At 42.1% G+C, this 19,194-nt stretch carries 15 protein-coding genes; 9 read left to right on the top strand and 6 right to left on the bottom strand.

Features of this window, described 5'->3' with window-relative positions; genetic code table 11:
* Positions 1–81 precede the first annotated feature (81 nt).
* The 3 genes from NFHSH190041_RS07040 (at position 82) to NFHSH190041_RS07030 (ending at position 4,314) form a co-directional block, all read left to right on the top strand.
* Positions 82–1,776 carry a sensor histidine kinase gene (locus NFHSH190041_RS07040; RefSeq protein WP_261924545.1) on the top strand — a complete coding sequence of 565 codons (1,695 nt, stop codon included), beginning with the start codon at positions 82–84 and terminating at the stop codon, positions 1,774–1,776.
* Positions 1,773–2,483, top strand: coding sequence for a two-component system response regulator BtsR (gene btsR / locus NFHSH190041_RS07035; RefSeq protein WP_261924544.1), 711 nt, complete (start codon positions 1,773–1,775; stop codon positions 2,481–2,483). The genes NFHSH190041_RS07040 and btsR overlap by 4 nt, the downstream gene beginning before the upstream one ends.
* A gap of 385 nt (positions 2,484–2,868) precedes the next feature.
* Positions 2,869–4,314 (top strand): carbon starvation protein A, encoded by a 1,446-nt coding sequence (locus NFHSH190041_RS07030; RefSeq protein WP_261924543.1) that lies wholly within the window; start codon positions 2,869–2,871, stop codon positions 4,312–4,314.
* 184 nt (positions 4,315–4,498) lie between these two features.
* Here the strand turns inward: NFHSH190041_RS07030 and NFHSH190041_RS07025 are convergent, their stop codons facing one another.
* Positions 4,499–4,909, bottom strand: coding sequence for a CBS domain-containing protein (locus tag NFHSH190041_RS07025; protein WP_261924542.1), 411 nt, complete (start codon positions 4,907–4,909; stop codon positions 4,499–4,501).
* 277 nt (positions 4,910–5,186) lie between these two features.
* Here NFHSH190041_RS07025 and NFHSH190041_RS07020 point away from each other — a divergent pair, with 277 nt between their 5' ends.
* The 3 genes from NFHSH190041_RS07020 to NFHSH190041_RS07010 all read left to right on the top strand — a co-directional run bounded on the left by NFHSH190041_RS07020 (position 5,187) and on the right by NFHSH190041_RS07010 (position 7,193).
* Entirely contained in the window at positions 5,187–5,726 is a 540-nt protein-coding gene (locus tag NFHSH190041_RS07020) for a type II secretion system protein (protein WP_261924541.1), read from the top strand.
* Positions 5,727–5,989: 263 nt separating this feature from the next.
* Entirely contained in the window at positions 5,990–6,529 is a 540-nt protein-coding gene (locus NFHSH190041_RS07015) for a type II secretion system protein (protein WP_261924540.1), read from the top strand.
* A 124-nt stretch (positions 6,530–6,653) separates the two neighbouring features.
* Entirely contained in the window at positions 6,654–7,193 is a 540-nt protein-coding gene (locus tag NFHSH190041_RS07010) for a type II secretion system protein (protein WP_261924539.1), read from the top strand.
* An 81-nt stretch (positions 7,194–7,274) separates the two neighbouring features.
* Here NFHSH190041_RS07010 and NFHSH190041_RS07000 read toward each other — a convergent pair whose 3' ends face one another.
* Positions 7,275–8,123, bottom strand: a complete 849-nt coding sequence (locus tag NFHSH190041_RS07000) for an iron hydrogenase small subunit (RefSeq protein ID WP_315972976.1) — start codon at positions 8,121–8,123, stop codon at positions 7,275–7,277.
* 400 nt (positions 8,124–8,523) lie between these two features.
* Between NFHSH190041_RS07000 and NFHSH190041_RS06995 the strand changes: the two genes are divergently transcribed.
* From NFHSH190041_RS06995 to pyrI, 3 genes are all read left to right on the top strand, one after another.
* Positions 8,524–9,492 carry a patatin family protein gene (locus NFHSH190041_RS06995; RefSeq protein ID WP_261924538.1) on the top strand — a complete coding sequence of 323 codons (969 nt, stop codon included), beginning with the start codon at positions 8,524–8,526 and terminating at the stop codon, positions 9,490–9,492.
* A gap of 533 nt (positions 9,493–10,025) precedes the next feature.
* Positions 10,026–10,955: an aspartate carbamoyltransferase gene (pyrB, locus tag NFHSH190041_RS06990; protein ID WP_261924537.1), complete on the top strand. Its 930-nt coding sequence runs from the start codon at positions 10,026–10,028 to the stop codon at positions 10,953–10,955.
* 12 nt (positions 10,956–10,967) lie between these two features.
* Positions 10,968–11,435 carry an aspartate carbamoyltransferase regulatory subunit gene (pyrI, locus tag NFHSH190041_RS06985; RefSeq protein WP_261924536.1) on the top strand — a complete coding sequence of 156 codons (468 nt, stop codon included), beginning with the start codon at positions 10,968–10,970 and terminating at the stop codon, positions 11,433–11,435.
* 142 nt (positions 11,436–11,577) lie between these two features.
* Here the strand turns inward: pyrI and NFHSH190041_RS06980 are convergent, their stop codons facing one another.
* The 4 genes from NFHSH190041_RS06980 to NFHSH190041_RS06965 all read right to left on the bottom strand — a co-directional run bounded on the left by NFHSH190041_RS06980 (position 11,578) and on the right by NFHSH190041_RS06965 (position 19,193).
* A complete protein-coding gene (locus tag NFHSH190041_RS06980; RefSeq protein ID WP_261924535.1) occupies positions 11,578–13,869 on the bottom strand; it encodes a beta/gamma crystallin-related protein in 2,292 nt (763 codons plus the stop codon).
* A 602-nt stretch (positions 13,870–14,471) separates the two neighbouring features.
* On the bottom strand, positions 14,472–15,422 hold the full coding sequence (locus NFHSH190041_RS06975; protein WP_261921717.1) for an IS30 family transposase: 951 nt from the start codon (positions 15,420–15,422) through the stop codon (positions 14,472–14,474).
* Between the two features lie 588 nt (positions 15,423–16,010).
* Entirely contained in the window at positions 16,011–17,135 is a 1,125-nt protein-coding gene (locus tag NFHSH190041_RS06970; RefSeq protein WP_261924534.1) for an ISAs1 family transposase, read from the bottom strand.
* A gap of 1,173 nt (positions 17,136–18,308) precedes the next feature.
* Complete coding sequence (locus NFHSH190041_RS06965; protein WP_261925010.1) at positions 18,309–19,193, bottom strand: IS1595 family transposase; 885 nt, start codon at positions 19,191–19,193, stop codon at positions 18,309–18,311.
* Position 19,194 lies beyond the last annotated feature (1 nt).

Raw genomic sequence — 19,194 nt, 5'->3', positions numbered from 1 at the left:
TCAACCATAAATTGCCAAAAAGTACACAGCATTAATACGATAAAAATGGCAGGCTCAGTATTTTGATAACTGATATCGGCCATGTCACTGATCCTGCTGCTTACCCAACAGATGTGTGTTTATCTGGTCATAGTCTATCTGGTCAGTAAAACGCCATTATTTAAACTCTTTACAGAAATCACCCCTAGAGCCCCCCATAAGTTCTTTATCTATCTTATTTTTTCTGGATTTTGCATCCTCGCGACCTATTTTGGTGAACAAACCCAAGACGCCATTGCCAATACCCGCGCTATGGGAGCGGTTTTGGGCGGATTATTAGGTGGCCCAGTAACAGGGCTATTTGTAGGGCTTACCGGAGGACTGCACCGTTACAGTTTAGGTGGATTTACCGATCTGGCTTGCGCCATTTCCACCACCTTGGAAGGCTTATTAGCTGGCCTCATTAGCTGGCGGCTAAGACAAACCGGTAAAAGAGAGCACATTTACCGCCCAACGTTAGCCGTAGCCGTAACCTTAGCCGCAGAAACACTACAAATGGCATTGATCCTCCTCATCGCCAGTCCCTTCGCCGATGCCTGGCGGTTGGTACAGCAAATTGCCTTACCAATGCTATTGGTCAATGCCTTGGGCGCTGCGTTATTTATCAGTATCGTCCGAGATCAAAAAACCATGTTTGATAAACTGTCATCGGCTTTTTCCGCCCAAGCTCTCAAAATTGCCGAGCGTAGCGTTGGCTTACTGTCGAGCGGGTTTAACCAAACCACCAGTGCCCAAGTTGCGCAAATTGTGATTGAAGAAACCAAGGTTGGTGCCGTTGCCATTACAGATAGAGAAAAGCTATTGGCTTTTATCGGCGTTGGCGCTGATCACCATATTCCCGGCTCAGCCATTTCGTCGGATATCACCAAAACCGCAATGACTGAAAACAAAGTGATGTTTGCCGATGGTGTGGATACGCCCTACGCTTGCTCAGTCTCTCGTCAATGTCGATTAGGTTCCAGTCTGGTGATCCCGCTGCGTAATGACACTGAAGTCATTGGTACCATAAAATTATACGAGCCCAAACATAAGCTATTTTTGAACATTAACCGCACCTTAGGCGAAGGCATTGCCAAACTGCTGTCCAACCAGATCCTCTATGGTCGCATTGAGCAACAACAAAATTTGTTACTGCAAACCGAACTCAAATTATTGCAAGCCCAAGTCAACCCCCACTTTCTGTTCAACACCCTCAATACCATTAGTGCCATTGTCCGTCGTAATCCGGATATGGCGAGAAAATTACTGCTGCAATTATCGCAATTTCTACGTATCAACCTTAAACGCACAGCAGGACTGGTGACGCTTGCCGATGAACTGGAACACATTGATGCTTATTTAACCATCGAAAAAGCCCGCTTTATCGACCGTCTTGAGGTCAATATTGATATTCCTGCGGCCCTGCATGGGGTCATGCTACCCGCATTTACTCTCCAACCGATTATCGAAAATGCTGTTAAACACGGCACCTCACACCTGTTAGACCCCGGCCAAATTAAGATAAAAGGGTGGGCTGAAAACGATGAGATCCACCTAACAGTCGCTGATAATGCTGGGCTGTATAACACCTCAACCACACCAACTGCAGAAAATCTCAGCAGTGGTTTAGGGATGAATTTGGTAAATAAACGCCTTCAAAATCAGTTTGGTAGTCAGTATGGCTTAAACATTGATTGTATTCCTGAACAATACACCCAGGTGCATATTCATTTTCCACGTCAGGAGCATACGAGATGATCAGTTGTGTAATTGTTGATGACGAGCCTTTTGCCCGCGACGAATTAGCCGAGATGTTGGCGAAATCACCGGACATTGACATTATTGGCCAGTGCAGTAACGCGATTGAAGCGCTGCAATTGATTAACCGTCATAAGCCCCAGCTGGTGTTTCTAGATATTCAAATGCCCAGAATAAGCGGTATGGAACTACTCGCCATGTTAGACCCGGATACGCTGCCAAAAGTAGTGTTTGTTACCGCTTATGATGAGTTCGCCATTAAGGCTTTTGACAACCATGCCTTTGATTATTTACTTAAACCCATCGATGAACAGCGATTAGCGCAAACCTTAACCAAGGTACGTAGAGATCATCGGCCCCAAAACATCGACCCTATCACTCCGGCAAAGCTTAAGCACCTTCCCTGTTATACCGGGAACCGTCTAAAAGTCATATCCATTAAAGATGTCGAGTTTGTGTTCTCTGATTTAAGCGGCATCCATGTCGCCACAGTACAAGGCCAGACCCATACCCAAATGACACTAAAAGTGTTAGAAGAAAAAACCTCACTTATACGGTGTCATCGGCAATATCTCCTCGCCCCATCAGCCATATCGGAAATAGTGCTTTTGGATGCAGGCGCAGAAGTAATAACCCTCTCAGGCGCCAAAGTGCCCGTTTCACGCCGGTATCTTAAAAGCCTGAAACAACTATTTGGTTATCAGTAGAGGTAAGCAGAGCAAAATCATAGAGTATTCGCCATCACACAACAAAGGGGAAAACGTGACAACATTTCCCCTTTTATACCCACTAATCACTGCTTATTAAACAAACACATCATTGCTGCCAACATGACTGAAAATGATTGAGGTGACAATGGTGAAAACATAACGCAAAAAGACTTAAGTGTTAGCCAACTAGTATCTATCTGGTGCATAAGATCCTCCCTATGACCCAGAGCGTTAAATAGGCAGCAAAGCCAATGCAAATCCGCTTAACACAGTATTTAAACCGCTTAATCTTGCCATCAGACCGCTTAGATAAACAGCACTTAATTAGCTATTGCAAATCAGTAAAATCAGCGCCAGTTAACCTAACGCGAGAGTGATGAGCATGAGTTGGTTTTTCCTTTGCGTCGGCCTATTGGTGGCCGGATACTTTATTTATGGCGTCTTTATTGAAAAGATTTTCGGTATTAATCCTGCCCGAAAAACACCGGCATTAACCCAAACCGATGGCGTAGACTATGTTCCCATGTCCAAAGGACGGGTGTATCTGATCCAGTTGCTAAATATTGCTGGGGTTGGCCCAATTTTTGGCCCGATTCTAGGAGCACTTTACGGCCCGGCAGCCATGCTATGGATTGTTATTGGCTGTATTTTTGCAGGCGCTGTACATGATTACTTCTCCGGTATGCTTTCAGTGCGTAACGGCGGTCAATCAATTCCGAACCTCACAGGAAAATATCTCGGCCAAGGCGCGAAACACTTTATGAATGGCTTTGCCATTATTTTGCTGCTACTGGTTGGTGTGGTATTTATTTCGGCCCCCGCCGGATTGCTGGCTAAACTGACCGGCATGAGCATGACGCTGTTTGTCGGCATTATTTTCTGCTATTACCTGCTGGCAACCATTGTGCCGGTAGATAAGATCATCGGCCGTCTGTACCCCTTCTTCGGCGCCCTACTGGTATTTATGTCTGTAGGACTGACCATTGCCTTGATTGTCTCAAACGAACACACTTTATTACCAGGTGTGCAGGCAACTGATTTTCTCTCTAACCTAAACCCTAATGACATGCCACTATGGCCGGCCCTGTTTATTACCATCGCCTGTGGTGCAATTTCAGGTTTCCACGCCACTCAGTCGCCATTAATGGCACGTTGTATGGAAAATGAATCCAATGGCCGCTTTGTCTTTTACGGCGCCATGATAGGTGAAGGGGTGATTGCCCTCATTTGGTGTGCTATCGCGCTATCTTTCTTTGGTGGTGTTGACGGTCTAAACCAAGGCCTGGCTGGTAACCCTGCCAACGTTGTCTATGAAGCATCAACCGGATTACTCGGTGTCGTTGGTGGCTTTATGGCAGTACTGGGGGTTATTATTCTGCCTATTACCTCAGGAGATACCGCATTTCGCTCTGCTCGTTTGATTTTGTCAGAGTTCTTCCATATGCCACAAAATCAACTGCCTAAACGTTTAATACTGGCTATTCCACTGTTTATCATCGGTGGAGTACTGACACAAATTGATTTCGGTATCATCTGGCGCTACTTTGGTGTCGCCAACCAAGCCACGGCAGTATTGATGCTATGGACTGCATCAGCCTACCTGCAAATTCATAATAAACTGCACTGGATTTGCACAATTCCGGCCATGTTTATGACCACAGTGGTAATAAGTTTTTTGTTAAGTTCCAACACGTTAGGCGCTGGATTACCCATGATGCTATCCACTATTGCAGCAATAATTGCAACTATCATCATCACCGCCTTGATTACCATAAAATCCAAAAATAAAACCATGGATAATATGACTGAAGATGCCTCAGTCGATTAAAACTTGGTACAGAAAGAGCACTGAATACAGTGCTCTTTCCACGTCACGAAGCAATTGTTCATTTAATAGGTTAATGGAAAACAAAATAAGGGATGTGATAACAAATAAGCAGTAAAGTGCCTCATTTAGCGAAGCAATCTGCTTCCACTCAAGCCCACATACAGTTAAAGCTCATATACAAAACTCAATCAAACCGCTTGCCCATTTCATAGAGGATATCCCGCCATGACACAATACCTACCGGCTTATATGTATTGTCCACCACAGGCAAACAAGATACGCGATGCTGATTAAATAATCGGACTGCATCTTTTACGCTATCGGAGTCAAATAGCGTAACCAAATTTCGTGTCATTATTTGATGAGCACGCTTATTCAGTGAAGCCATATCCGTTGCTGTCGCCGCAACAGTATCAACTCTATGACTGATCGCCCGAAGCAAATCCCGGTCAGAAATAACACCAACCAATTTATTTTCGAACTCAACTAATAAATGGTGAAAGTGGGTATTATCAAAAATTTCTTTAATCAAAGATAGACTGGTGTCCATTTCAACAGTGACAACCGGTTGAGTCATTAATCGATTAATTTTCATTAAATTGTTAATTTTCAGCGCAATGATAACCTCATAAAATCATAGTGAAAAAAATACAATATGGTATTCCCGCTAAAGTTAAAATACGAAAATTACACTAAAGCCCCTCTCAAATTAATTAGCTCGACCTTAAAAACACTTCCAGTAACCAACTCCAATACAAATCATATCTATATGATATTTATGTTTTTTATTTTCATCGCTACCAAAATTGCACAATGCACAAGCTGACATATACTCAATTAAGCATATAAATTCATTACCTAAGGGTAAAGATATGACTCAGTCGAAAATCGCTCAGTACCGAGGACAACAAGGATTTACGTTGATTGAATTGGTTGTAACCATGATATTACTGGCGATTTTATCCGTTGTAGCATCCTCAAAATTTATTGATTTTCAAAATGATGCTAGAAAGTCAGTAATGAAAGCCGTTGGGGGGGCGATGAATTCTAGCCTTGATGAAATATATGCACTAGCAATTTTAAAAGGTAAAGAACAGGGCAATAACAGCATCACCATCGAAGGCGTAAATGTCCCCCTCAAAGATGGCTACCCCGCAGTAGACAGCAGCGTAGGATTCCCACAAATCAATGCCCAACTTAAAGCTTGGGTCGATCTGGATATTGTCGATAAAGACACTGCAAACACCAATAGAAACGCCGGCGTCCTCTTTTCAGACAAATCAACCGGTGGGGAAATGTTATTCGTTTTCTTTACCGATCATTACGACCAGAAAGGCGCTATTGACTGTTACGTGAAGTATGAAAATAAAGAAAATGGCCCTATTGTCGAGATAGTTACTAATGAATGCTAAACAATACCCTATTATTTTACTTACAAATTCATTATTTGAACCATGTCGCTATCCCATCACCTCAATGGGATAGCCCTCTTTCCTACCTAACCAGTTACAAAAATCAGCTTAACTAATTGAAACAACTTGTTTAATTAACTCAACTTTCAATGTTTTATACCAGTAAAATACTTTTTTATAGATACATATGTTAAATATTTGCGCAAATCCATGATGTATATATACTGACACTGTACAAACAATTAACAAAGGCGGGGATCTGTATGTTCTACAAGCAATCAACAAACCTTAAATTATCTCGTGGTTTTACACTCATCGAGCTAGTAGTAACCATGATTATTCTGGCTATCCTTGCTGTAGTAGCCTCAGCAAAATTTATTGATTTTCAATCAGATGCCAGAATAGCAGTAATGAAAGCTGTTGGTGGTGCCATGCGATCCAGCCTGACAGAAATTCACACCCTTGCTCTACTACAGGATAAGGACCAAGGTACATCAAGTATCACTATCGATGGCGTCAACGTGCCATTAAAAGATGGTTACCCTGCAGTGGACAGTAGCGTAGATTTTCCTCAAATTAATGCGCAATTACGTGCTTGGGTAGATATCGATACGGTCGATAGAAACACCGCAAGAGATAACCGTAAAGCCAGCGTATTATTTTCTGATAAGTCCACCGGAAACGGCTTTATTTATGTCTTTTTCAGTGACTTTTATGACACCAAAAACTCTACTCAGTGTTTTGTACAATATGAAAATGGTACCAACGGTCCAGTTGTGACAGTTGAAACCTCTCAGTGCTAACCACATTTATTCCCTGCTAATCATGGAGCCCTACAGAGTAAGGCTCCATTCAAGTGGTAGTTTGATTTGAATTGACATAAATATTCAGGTCGCGGCAAAAAACTTAAAACGACGGAAACTGTTTATGAAACTCACCGAATTTCATACATCCAAAAAAACTCAAGGATTCACCCTGATAGAATTAGTTGTCACTATGATTATCCTTGCCATTCTCGCTGTGGTCGCATCGGCGAAATTTATCGATTTTCAATCTGATGCAAGACAATCCGTCCTTAAAGCTGTCGGCGGGGCGATGAAATCAAGTTTGACAGAAATACATGCCTTGGCATTACTGCAAGATAAAGATAAAGGCAATTCCAGCATTACAATTGATGGGGTAAATGTTCCATTAAAAGATGGTTACCCGGCGGTTGACGCTTCAGCATCATTTCCGCAAATTAATGCTCAAATCAAAGCTTGGGTAGATGTGGACATCGTCGACAGAGATACTGCAAATACAAATAGAAAAGCCAGTGTGCTGTTTTCTGATCGCGCCTCTGGAGCAGGACAAATTTTTATCTTTTTCAGTGACTTGTATGACTCAAAAGGGTCAATCCAATGTTTTGTCCGTTATGAAAATAATCAAAATGGTCCGATTGTTACTGTAGCAACTAGCGGATGTTAAAATGACGAAACCGCAGATATTCAGTATCTGCGGCTTCAATTTAACCCACCTATCAATTCACTAAAGCTTTAATCGTTTCTCTTAAGTTCTATCTACATATTGAGTATGAAGTAATTGATGCGCTAATTCTCCAGCCGGATTTGTACCCATATCTCGATAAAATGCTGCAACAGCCGGGTTTAAGTGACTAACACGAATTTCTGACAACATATCATCACGATAGAGCCCCATTGCACGCTTCTTAACTTGATTAAAACGCTTATCTAATTTGAACACCAGTGCGCCAGTTGGGCACGCCCTCACGCAATTACCACATTGCACACATTCACTATCCGCCATTGAAACACTAAAACCTGCCCGAGGAGCATGTCGCAATGGTGCTTCGCCAAGTGGAAGTGCACTGTAATTATCCTTGGCAAAACTAATCACATTATGTCCGTGCCGCTCACAGGCCGAAACACATGCCCCACAACTGATACAACGGTTAGCATCAAAACTGATCAATGGCGCTGAACGGTCAATTGCAAACCGACGAGCTTGGCTGATATCCAATTGAGTTTCTGTCACCCTATATTCAGTCGCATAACCTCGTAACTGACACTCTTTGTTAGATTGACAGGCGCATTCCAAACATCGGGATGCTTCCTGCAATGCCTGCTCTAAAGTAAAGCCAGTTTCAACCTCATCAAAATTTCCCTGCCTTTGCTCAGCAGATAGGGCTGGCATCTTGATGCGCGGTTCAACCTGATTAGCCGGATAAAGCGATGCATCCAATAAACTGGTTTTCAAAGCCTTACGGGAATTAAATTGTGAACGAGTCAATGCACAAGTTAATCCGCTGGTTAACTGGCGATCAATCGCTTGAGCCGCTCGACGTCCATCAGCAATTGCAGCAACAGCTGTGGCTGGTCCACGACGGGAATCTCCCACAACAAAAAGTTTACATGCTTATGCACTTTGCTCAGCATGAGTTCATAGGTGAATGAAAAAATATCAATGAGATAATTACAATCATAATGATATGACCATATTTTATTTCTATACAAATATATTATTTATAACATCAATAAATAAGTATTATGTTTTTACTCATTATCTAATTAAACAATATACTATTTTAACTCCCTCATAAAAATACCAAATCTCTATTTTCCAAATATGAAAATATATTATTTAGTTAATCCTCATAAAATCATATCCATCTGAAAAATAAAGATTTAATTATTTTTTGACACGCTGACAACTAATATAAGGTAAACAGTCTTTAACTTGGGTGAAAGCGCATATTTCCGTAAAATTTCCTCTATAATTTGTCAACCTTTATTGCTTTATGAGCCAGTTCATCCGCCATTTTTCTGATCCACGTTTATCCATGCCAATTGAAGGAACAGCGCTGATTGCAGAAGGCGGTGGACAGCGAGGCATTTTTACCGCTGGTGTATTAGATGCTTGGTTAGATATGGAGTTTACCCCATTTTCACTGATGATTGGCACGTCTGCTGGTGCTCAAAATATCTCCAGCTACTTGGCTAAGCAGCGGGGATTTGCCCAACGCTCTATCGTTGAGCTCTCCCGAGATAAACACTTTTTTGATCTAAAGCGCCCGCTACTTGGTGGCAATACCGTAGATTTAGACTGGTTTTTTGCCCAAGCCAGCCAAGGGAAATACCAACTTAATGTCACCAAGGCTGTGTCTGCTTTAGCTCAGCGGCAAATTCTGTTTACGGCAACACGGGTATCAGATTACCGACCAGTTTATTTCAGCCCCAACAGTGATAACTGGTTAACCTTACTTAAAGCATCCAGTGCCTTGCCCTTTTTGTATAAACAAGGGGTGGAAATCAATGGGGAGTATCATCTTGATGGCGGGTTATCGGATCCTGTGCCCGTTGAAGAAGCCTACCGCCGTGGCGCACGGAGAATTGTTGTTATCCGTACAGTTCCCAAAAACAGTAGTCAGATGACGCCTTGGTTACATCGTTTAAGAGGCTGGCTGAAACAGCATCACCGTAATGTGAAAATGGTGGACTACTATGCCCACCATGAAAAAGTATACCGTCGCACTTTAGCGTTTTTAGCTAATCCGCCGGCAGATCTGGAGCTCATCCAAATCTACCCAAGCGCGCCTCTGGCCAGCAAAATTATTGGCAGTGGTGAACTAGAGCTGGATAGAGATTATCTGGCCGGGAAAGAGTTAGGCCGACAAATGCTACTTAGCGGTAAACTGGATTTTTTGCTTGGAGCCAGCCCGATACTATCCCAACCAACTGCACCAGAAAACCATCGGCGGACAGCCTAGTAGCTCTAGTCGCTTCAATATGCGTCCAGTAAAATACGGTTCAAGCCTCATGTTCGAGTGTTACCTAACATCTCGAACATGAGGTTATAAGCATGCACTTGTTGACCTAACCATTTCCCAACAAACTCACAGATATCATGGTATGCACAGCCGACATCTTCGACAAACAACTTGAAGATGTCGACAATAAGCCCAAGTATGAAGTTCGATACACACCCTTAACGTATCCTGCCGTCACAACCAGATGATCTCGCCCGATTTTCATCAATGATTTATAAAAAATTAGCTTGATTTTCAAAAAAATGAGGGTATATTCACCGGAATTTTGTCTACTTGCGGAAAAATCATGGCTGTTTTCGGCTACATTACACGAACTATCAGGCTGTCATATCGCCAGCGCGTTGGTTTTTCCATTGATTTATTTACATTAAATTAAGCCTCCTCTATTGGAGGCTTTTTTTTGCTTTATTGATTGTACTGGGCCAACTCCACTAGCCCATCACAATGGGTGAAACAGAAAAAGGACAATAAAAATGCCTAATCCGCTCTACAACAAACACATCCTGTCTATTCCTGAATTATCTCGCGAGGAATTGGAACTGGTTGTCGCCACAGCAGGTGACATCAAAGCCACTCCGCGCCCGACCCTACTGCAACATAAAGTCATCGCCAGCTGCTTTTTTGAAGCATCAACCCGTACCCGCCTATCATTTGAAACAGCTGTTCAACGCCTTGGAGGCCGCATTATCGGCTTCCCAGATGCTGGCAATACCTCTGCGGGCAAAAAAGGGGAAACGCTAGCAGACTCAGTCAGAGTTATTTCTTCTTATGTTGATGCATTTATCATGCGCCACCCCAGAGAAGGAGCAGCCCGACTGGCATCAGAATTTTCCGGCGGCGTGCCCATCATTAATGGTGGTGATGGGGCAAACCAACATCCCACCCAAACCTTGCTGGATTTATTCAGTATTTATGAGACACAAGGACGGTTAGATAATCTGCATATTGCCATGGTGGGTGATTTAAAATACGGCCGCACGGTGCACTCGCTAACTCAAGCACTGACAAAATTCAGCAACAACCGTTTCTACTTTATTGCTCCAGATGTTCTAGCCATGCCGGATTATATTCTACAACAAGTGAAAGATGCCGGAATGGAATACAGTATCCATACCAGCATTGAAGAAGTTGTAGGGCAACTGGATATCCTTTACATGACTCGGGTACAAAAAGAGCGATTCGATGAATCAGAATATGCTCACATCAAGTCTGCCTATATCCTATCTGGTCACAGTCTACAAGGCGCTAAAGATAACCTGAAAGTACTTCATCCCCTGCCCCGAGTTGATGAAATTACTGTTGATGTGGATAACACTCCATATGCCTATTACTTTCAACAGGCTGAAAATGGAGTGTATGCCCGCCAAGCACTGCTGGCACTGGTTTTAAACGAAGAGATTTAAGGACACGCCAAGATGACCAAAGATAATCAACTGCAAGTCGAAGCGATTAAAAACGGTACTGTAATTGACCACATTCCCGCGAACATCGGTTTTAAAGTGCTGAAATTATTTCAGTTGGATGACACCTTAGAGCGGGTAACGATTGGTCTGAACCTGCCATCCTCAGCCCTGGGTAAAAAAGATTTAATTAAGATTGAAAATGTGCTGTTTGATGAAGCTCAAGCGCAACGACTTGCACTGTATGCTCCTCGAGCGACGGTTAATAAAATTGAAAATTACCAAGTGGTTGCCAAGCTTCCGGTCACCCTTCCGGACTCCATCACCGGAGTGTTCAGTTGCCCGAACTCTAACTGTATCACCCATGTAGAACCGGCTGTTGACACGCTATTTGGTGTTCAAGTGCAAGGTGGCGATGTCCGACTGAAATGTAAATATTGTGAGAAAGTCTTTTCCCGAGACGTTGTCACAGAAAGAGAATGAGTAACATCAGTCACTGAGGCAGCCTACAACTATATATTTAATGCCCTGTGATTACTCTGTACCACGCTGTACCCAAGCCAAAGCCGACGCAATTGCGTCGGCTTTTTTTCATCTATTCACATAATAAATAACAATAGAGTCATTATTGAGCATAAATAACCTTCAGTGATGAAGCCTTATCATTAAATGACGCACCTATCCAGCTAGTATCATTCGTAACCTCAACAGACTCCCCTTGATAGTTGTAATGCTCATACAAAATAACAGTCACACCATCAGGGACTTGTAGTGATGACAGTTCATCATTGAAGTTACTTAATTGCGGTACATCTGCATAAACTTCCACCTCAGTTCCACCATAATTAGCATTCTGAAACAATTTAACAGGTTCAGTCACAATGCGCAGCGAAGATGCCTTGTCATTAAAGCCATTACCGACATAACTCCTATCGCCCTGCACCGCTAATGATGCCCCTTGATAGTTATTGTGCTCAAATAAAACGACCGTTTGACCATCAGGCACTTTCAGTGACGACAACTGATCATTAAAGTCCCCTAAAGATGGCATACTCTCGACTACAGGCACGACCTGACCACCAAACGAACTATGTTGATATAACAATATTGGATCTGACACAATTCGCAATGAAGAGGCCTTATCATTAAAGTCACCCACGGTGGCCACATTTCCAGTCAAAACTTTAGATTCGCCCTGATAATTTGCACCATCGTACAGAATAACTGTATCACCATCTGGGATTCGTAGGGATGTTAATAAATTATCAAAATCTCCTAACGTTGGCATATTCTGCTCTACAATTAACTCTCTACCTTCAAAATTATTATCTTCATAGAGCCGCAATACGTTACTGACAAGCCGAACTGATGAGGTAATATCATTAAAATCGTTACCAATCCATGATAATTCCCCTGTAACAGCTTTAGAACGACCTGAATAATTACTATTCTCGTATAACACAGCCGTTAAACCATCTGGTACTTTCAAAGATGACAGAACATCATTGAAGTCACCCAAATTTGCCGTATCATTAGTAATTACTAATTTATTGCCACCAAAATTACCATTTGAGAACAATACAACCTGCAGATTATCCTCCAGCAACATATCTGCAGCATTCCCCAAGTTAACCTGAGTACCAATCCCAGCATTCCCTTCTTGAGGATCTCCGGTACTGGACAGCATATCCCGAATATCTTGTGGTGTTACACTGATACCATTTGCATCAGCAACCCCCTGCAATGCCGCGACAGCACCTGCTACCATAGGCCCCGCTGCAGATGTACCAGCATAATTTCTGGTATAGGTAGACAAATTGTTGTCCGGTCCTCCGGCAGTGGTTGTGACATTTTCCCCCCAACCAGAAGTATCTATTCGACTACCATAGTTAGAAAATGCATTTCGACCACCGCGCTGATCATTTGCCGCAACATAAATGGCTCCGGTATCATTTTGGCTTCGATCAAACACACCATTAAAGAAGGCATTATCCAAATCCATACGGCCATCGCCTGCTGGAATCACAACATTAATGCCTTTTGCTGTGGCGTAACTTATCGCATCGCGCCAAGCCGGTGTCCACTCCACAGGCACTAAACAAGATGTACCACAGTAAGAATCTTTATCACCAAATGCGAAGTGCTGCATACCGATTTGCAGCACAGAGCCCGCTTTGACCGTATCAGCGACTGAAACAATATTTGCCGCAGAACAATCTGCCCACCCTTGTCGGGCTTGATTTGCAATCCCGGTTGTACCATAACCATTATCGAGTGAAGTCATAATCCCAACACTCTTCGTCGTATGGTCTCCCCAAGTAAACGAGTAACCTGTATCACCCATCGTCATAAATGGATAGGGCAAATCATCATGATCAAAGAAGTAGGATGCACACTCCATGGTCACAATATCAACGCCTTGGCCTTTACCGCCTGGCAATTCCCAAATAGCACGAATATTTAGCCCTTTGGTACCATCGCTATTTTCACCATTAAGATAAGTTTGATATTGAGTGAAATCAGTATTACGGCTATTTACACCATCACTTTGTGACATCCCGGAAGGGATAGAAACGGGTTCTAAATACGCTAATTCCACATTAGCCAATTGTTCTAACTGATGAATAGTTGCCCGAACCGTGGCAAGATTTTTCTCCACCTCGACCACAAAGTAATGCTGTAACCCAGCACGCTCAAAATCGGGATCACGGTGGCGCCGATTCGCCTGAGGAAACAGCGGGCTACCCGCAACCGTTGCACGAGTTTGATTATCCTTAAGTTTGTATATGACCTTAACCTTGTCACCATGGTAATCAGATAAATCTTCCGGCAGTCCCTGAGCGGCAGAAACACTGGTTACTACACCGGCAGTTGTTAAAAGCGCCAACATTAATCCCGGTAGCTTATCATTCAGCATATATACCTCTTTCTCTGTCAAATTGGTCATACACAAGTTAATTGATACATCATTGTATATGACTTGTTAATGATAAAGTTATAACTAAATAACATGGTCGATAACCGAAAACTTATATATTTTTGTTGACAGAAAAACATATGTTTTTATTTATATTTTTATTACTCCTTGCTTATTTTTAAATTATCACAAGGCTAACCATTTGATAATTGCTCTTTGTATTCACTAACAAAATAAGATTTATGTAAAAACTATAACTTTTTGATATATGCATTAATCAATAGATTAACTAGTTGATATAAAATAAATATTTTAGAATAATCGTTACTTATACCTGTTTTACGGTAGATTAAATAAAACTTCCCTACATTAAAAACAATACCAACGTTACCTATTTAGCAATACCACTTTCAATATTCATATCTCGATTATAACAATAACAATAATGGACAACTAACTGTGCATACAGCATCAATAAAAGATCTAATAAATTCCAATGATTAATATCAAAAAGTCACTTGATTGATATCAAGTGACTTCCCTCATATTTTTCTAAACATGACAAAGCGCGCATTCAACCCCGAAGTGCACCACTCGCTTCATTAAGCTGCTTTTCGTAATTCATCGAATACTACAGCAGGCTGTTTGAAACCAAGGCACTTTCTCGGACGTGAGTTAAGTGCTCGTTCGATGTCAGCAATTTGCTTATCCGTTACCGTGCGTAAATCAGTTCCCTTGCGGATATACTGCCGCAACAGACCATTGAAATTCTCATTCAACCCACGTTCCCATGATGAGTATGGGTTGGCGAAATAGATATCTACCTTCAGTGCTTGTGCAACCTTTTGATGGTCACAGAACTCGCTGCCATTGTCCGCTGTGATAGTGTGAACGTGACTGCGATACCGCCAAAGCATGCCTATCATGGCTCGGCTCACATCGGCTGCGCTTTTGGCGGGCACTTTACGGATTAGATACAGTTTGCTTTTGCGTTCAACCAAACTGACTATAGCGCCAGTGCCTTGTTTTCCCAACACCGTATCGGCTTCCCAATCACCTAATCGTGCTTTTTCGTCGACAACTGCCGGCCGGTGTTCAATACCTATGCGATTTGGAATGATAACCCGTTTCGCACGACAGCCTTTGCGGTATTTACGATGACCGCGTCTCAGCGCTTTATAGAGCTTTCCGCCACGCTGCTTGTCCTGCTGAACAAAGCCATAAATCCATGCATGACTGACAGGGTAACCGATAAGTTGACCTACGCCCGCGATTTGTTCTGGACTCCACTTTTGCTTCAGTCCGAACTCAACGAAAGTGACGGTCGTTACAGACACTCGATTTTTGGCAGCCTGGCAGCGGCGCTTAACTGTCTTGGCCTGTGCAACTTCAGGCAAATAATGATTGTCACGAATACGGTTACGACGAACCTCTCTACTCACCGTGCTGTGGCTCACTTTTAAGCGTTTGCCGATTGCTCGATAGCTGAAGCCCTCGCGTAGGTAGGCTTCGATCTGGTATCGTTGCCCTTCGATCAACTGCTTGTAACTCATGGTAATGACTTCTATTTGTTTGGCGACGATAGAGTACCACCTACAGGCAGTTGATCTCTTCTTACCGTTTAACCATGAGTGGTGCACTTATTATCTGAATTCAAGAGTTATTACAAATCAATCATATAAAATTATTACTGAAGACACCTTATCATTGAAAAATCCTTACCCAAAACCACGTTTCCAGTAAATACTTTTGAGTTATCGGGAAAAGTCCTATGAGAATAAACAGTGGTAAATAATGCTTCTAGCACCACAATAGATGAGATGTCGTTATAAAAAGCCCCTAACCGTTCTGCATTGACATCACCGCAAATTATCATGCTACGCCACCAAAGTTACCAAGTTCGTAGAAGCTATACAGCCCTTCCATGAGCATATTCAATGCAATAATTAGATTTGGTGCCGTTGCAATATCATTACTGCTTTTTTGTTGATTACCACTTTGGATAAAAATCTTTCACAATCCAATTGGTGAAACAGATCTTCCACGGGTATCTAGCCATTACTTGTATAAAAGAGACTCTGCCAAGATAATTTTATAATTAGCCTAACAGACCCCCCATCCCAGGGTGAGAGCATGAATGCTTAGTTTTTATCCAACTCTGTTGTAAACCCTGAAGCAAGTACCTTTTCAAGATAGTTTGGCTTCATTGCAGCAATGTTTTGCTTGCGGCGAATACTTGCTTTCTTTGTGGTTTCGCTTCGTAGCATATTCACGGCCATATGCCGTACGACGGCTAAAACCTCGGCAGCGTTATCTCGATAAATTTGACAACTATCTTCTGACAGTGAAGCATCCAGCACCCAATGCAGACTATTTTCGATGCCCCAATGGCCCCGAACGGCGTTGGCAAACTGTGTTGTGGTCAAAGACGCTGAACTGATGTAGTAGCGATATTCCAATGATTCTTTGCCATTTTTTGTACGTCGATAGCTCATGGTTGCACCAATACTTGAAAGTTTGGGCCATTTGGGAAATTGCTTCGCTAACTCATCAGCAGTGATAACGGCATAAGCACGCGCTTCACTGCGACTATGGCTGTTTTCCAAGCAAGTTATTGCTGTTTTGATATGAGGTTTTAGCGCTGAACTCACGGTTTCATGCAGTGTTTTTTGATTACCTTTAACAGCCAAAAGGTAGTCACCACCTCGATTTACAATGGTTTCGGCGATCTCTGTCTGACACCCCATGGCATCAATAGATACCAAACATCCTTTAAGCTCTAATACCTGCAGTAATGCTGGTAACGCATTGATTTCATTGGATTTATCATCGGTTTTTAATTGTCCCATGACGACACCATTTGCTGTTGCAAAGGCGCTGACCATATGAATGGTGGACTGTCGGTCTTCCCGATGATAGGAACCGCGCAATGTTTTACCGTCAATCGCGATCAGTTGCCCGTCACTGACGGCTGAAACTTGTGCCATCCATTTGATGAAACACTGTTGAAACTGAGTAGGGTCAAGGCAAGAAATGATCCGAGCTATGGTGTCATGAACCGGCAGTCCTGACTTAAATAACCCTTTAGACTGGAGCCAATCAAAATGAGCTTCACCAAAATCTTCAATATCTTCCCACCCGTTAGCTCCAGCAATGATTGCACAGACTGTCAGAAACAAAACATCGAACAGCAAATAACTGATTTTTGCTTTCTGGCGAGGATCTGTAATGTTTGAGAAGTACTCTGAAAATGCATCTGTGATCATGGCGCTATCGCTAAAAAGCAGTATATGATCACAGATTAATCCGCTGGTCAATCAAGATATGTGAATTGATTACAAAACGTTCGCGATCTCACCCTGCCCCCCATCCTTAGTCGTGATTGATTTGCAATACCGCCGAGAACGTAGTCATTACACCAACGCTTTTAGTGGTGCCATCCTGCCACACGGCCTTAATATCAAAAAAGGATAAGATAAATCGACATGATTAAAGAAATACTGTCCACATCCCAATGCAACAATATCGACGCCTTCGCCCTACCCTCCGGGCGCTTGCCACATGGTGTTAGCATTGCTCCCTTTAGCACCAACCAATACGCCTGATTCCTGCAATACAGCATAACTTACTGAATTTTTAGCATTACGTTGAAAAATAGGAATTTAAACCGACTCCTAACCCCACTGCCCGCAGGATAAAGCACCGGTTTCAAATATGCGTGCTGTACCATATCTGAGTGCTGCAACTGGTTAATTGTCTCTCAAATAATTCCTAAATCTTTTGTTACCGTAATTTTGAAATAATGTTTATCATTAAAATATTTTCTATCTTCTCGTGAGGATGGTATATCAAATAATGGATAATCACGTTTTATTGATATTCTCTGACGGTTGAAATTATCGGAAAGTTTAATAATCACATCGGACTGTCTTACTGGTATAGTCAGCCAAATTTTTCGGCACATTATTATCTGTTATTATCGTTGTTGCATTAGATGCCAAGGTGCTTGGCCCCAAATAATAATATCTCCACAAGAATGTATTACGACACGTAATGTATCCCAATCCTATACTCAATCATTACAACTCAACCACGACCATCACGATAAAATCATCATTAGATAACGTTTTTATTTATCATCAACAGATAACAACTTAATATAAGTGGAAGCCTTATGTTTTCTTTACTAAAACAACGAAAAACCAATAACAAGTGTAGTTAATGATAAACAGTACACTAGTCAAACAATTTGAATTCTTAACTAGTTATAATTTAAATATCAAACCTATATCGTTTAGATTATGGGTTCACTTTTAAGTAATAACATTTTATGATTTAATCATTTATATAATATCAATACTTGTTAGAATTTAAACACATATATTCCAAGCAAGAAAATAATTATAGTAACAATTATTTTACATGCCTATGCACTTTGCTCAGCATGAGTTCATAGGTGAATGAAAAATAGCTATATTTAACAACCGCATAGGAATTTGTTTTTCTATTCTTCTGCGATTAAAACGATAAATGAACTCATTGAGGTATTCCTGTACATATTTTTTGGATATTCCGTGGAATGTGCCCTGAATAAATGTTTTCAGGTTGCTAATGGCGATATGTACCCACGGGAGCCACTCATCAACCAATTCTTTCGGCGTCACTCTGGCTTCGTGATGCTGGGTTTTATCAATGATAGTCAATGCACGTAGCCCATCTGAGCGAACATATTGATTGGGGAGAATATGCGCTTGCACAAATTGCTCGACACTTTGGTGGCTGATACGGTTAACAGCCTGCATGGCAATATAGCCGGCTCGTTCACCTTGGGTTTCAACGGCCACAATTATCGGTGTTTTCCCTGCCGCGCCTCGACCACGTTTACCTTTTTGTTTGCCGCCAACCAAGCAATCATCCAATTCTATGTTGCCAGATAACCAATACAGTCTGTCTCTGTGCCCCATTGCGATACGCAATTTTTTCAGTATCAACCTTGCCGTTCGCCAGTTAACTTCAATGAGCTTTTTGAGCCGTAATGCTGATATTCCGCCTTTGTCTGACCCTATAAAATAAATGGCCGTAAACCATTTAGACAGCGGGATATGCGTGCCGTGAAACAGCGTGTCAGATGTCACGGATGTTTGCTTATGGCACTGACAGCATTCATAAAGCTCACGGGTATGGATTTGATAGGCTTGACGATGACCACATTTAGGGCAGATAAATCCATCCGGCCATCGCTGCATTTTCAGGTAATCAAGACAGGCATTTTCTGAATGAAATTGACGTTGCCAATCTATAAAGCTCATTTCTGACATGTTCATC

It is taken from the genome of Shewanella sp. NFH-SH190041 (assembly GCF_024363255.1).
GTDB lineage: Bacteria > Pseudomonadota > Gammaproteobacteria > Enterobacterales > Shewanellaceae > Shewanella.
Note: the sequence above shows the minus strand (reverse complement) of the source record. Positions and strands in the feature narration are given on the sequence as shown.